Here is a 1,662-nt window from a genome sequence, read left to right on the forward strand (position 1 = left end):
GGCGGGCGAACGAGACATCCCATGCGCCGTTGGTGTCAAGCGGCCTGGCTGTCAGGGACGGTTGTCGGGTTCGGGAAGGCTATTGCCTCGCTATATAGCTGTCGGGTCGCCAGGCAATGGTGAAGGCATCCGATCAGCCGGTTGAAGAGGTTGCGCTGGGCTGCGATGTGGCGGTCTCCGGCTTCGCGTCGCCGGTCGTAGTGGATGCGAGCGCCCGGTGAGGCGGTCAGGGCGGAGAAGGCCCATGAGTAGCCGGCAGCCGCCAGGCGCTGGTTCTTGACGCGGCGGTGTATGACGAACGTGGACTTCCCGGAGGCGCGGGTGACCGGGGCGCTTCCGGCGTATGCCTTGAGCGCGCGGGCGTCAGCGAAGCGGGACCGGTCGTCGCCGATCTCTCCGAGTACGCGGGCTGCGGTCAGCTTCCCGAGACCGGGAAAGCTGGTGAGGATCTCGGCGTCGGGGTGCTGGTCGAGGCTGTCGACCGCTGCGGTTTCCAGGTCGGCGCAGGAGGCGCAGGCGGCGTCGAGCTGCCGCAGCAGGGCGAGTGCCTGGCGCCCCATCGCGTCTTCGACCAGCGGCGGCTGGTGCAGGTAGTCGGCCCGGAGGATCGCCTTGAGACGCTGAGCCTCGGCATTGATGCCGCGGGTCCGGCCGGCCCTTTTGAGCAGGCTTCGCAGCTGGGCAGCGGTCAGGCGCGCGGCTTGTGCGGGAGTGGGGGCGGCGGCCAGCAGTGCTCGGGCTGCGGGTGCGCAGATGCCCTCGCGGGTGCCGGCGAACGCGGCGAGGAGGGCGGGATAGTACTCGCGCAGGTGGGAGCGCAGCTTGTTGGCGGCCTGAACGCGGTCCCAGACGGCGTCCTGCTGGGCGCGGGCGAGTACCGCGACGGCGCGGGCCAGATCGGAGTCGGCAGGCAGTGGCCGGTGGGCGGCCATGTCGGTGCGCAAGATGTTGGCCAGGGTCATCGCGTCGAGGTGGTCGGACTTCTTGCGAGCGACCGAGTGCCGCTCGCGGTAGCGGGCCACGGCCATCGGGTTGATGGCATAGACGGGGCGGCCGGTGGCGCGCAGGCAGGAGACCAGCAGGCCGCGCGAAGTCTCGATCGCGACCGGGATCGGTTCTTCGGGGGTGTCGCCGTGTTCGGCGAGCAGGGCCAGAAGCTGGTTGAGGCCCTCGACGTCGTCGGTGATGCGGAGCTTGGCTGCCAGGCTGCCGTGGTCGGTCACCAGGGCGATGTCGTGGTGGTCTTCCGCCCAGTCGATGCCGCAGAACAATGTGCCTCCTTCATCGGTCGCGCGTGATGGCTGGCCAGGGCCGGTGCAGGGCACGCGGGCGCTCTAATGGAAGGGCTCAAGGCCCGGCATCCCATTGGCCGTTCGTGACCCCAGCGACCGCCGGGGTCCTCGGTCTGGGACGGAGCTCACGGCTCGCGTCGGAGTGAGAGGTGTCTCCCGGCGGCGGCTCGGACCACGGACCATCCTCGGGCAGCAGAGTGGCCTGTGGGGCGGGATTGACAGGCCACCGGTCTCGTTCGAAGGCTCGGGCCTGATCCTGAAATGGGTGTGCCGTCACCCGCCCCACGTCTTTCCGTGCCGCCCTGCTGGATGGTGCAGCACGATCGGACCGGACGAGGTGCGGTGCCCCGCCCTTCACCGCCCATTAGAT

1 protein-coding gene is annotated in these 1,662 nt (G+C 69.8%); it reads right to left on the reverse strand.

The genetic code is table 11. The annotated features are described in order from the left end of the window. Positions 1–35: 35 nt before the first annotated feature. Entirely contained in the window at positions 36–1,271 is a 1,236-nt protein-coding gene (locus ACIRC0_RS39670) for an IS110 family transposase (RefSeq protein ID WP_403627008.1), read from the reverse strand. Positions 1,272–1,662 lie beyond the last annotated feature (391 nt).

Source organism: Streptomyces sp. NPDC093984 (assembly GCF_044764595.1).
In the GTDB taxonomy this organism is placed as follows: Bacteria; Actinomycetota; Actinomycetes; order Streptomycetales; family Streptomycetaceae; genus Streptomyces; species Streptomyces cynarae.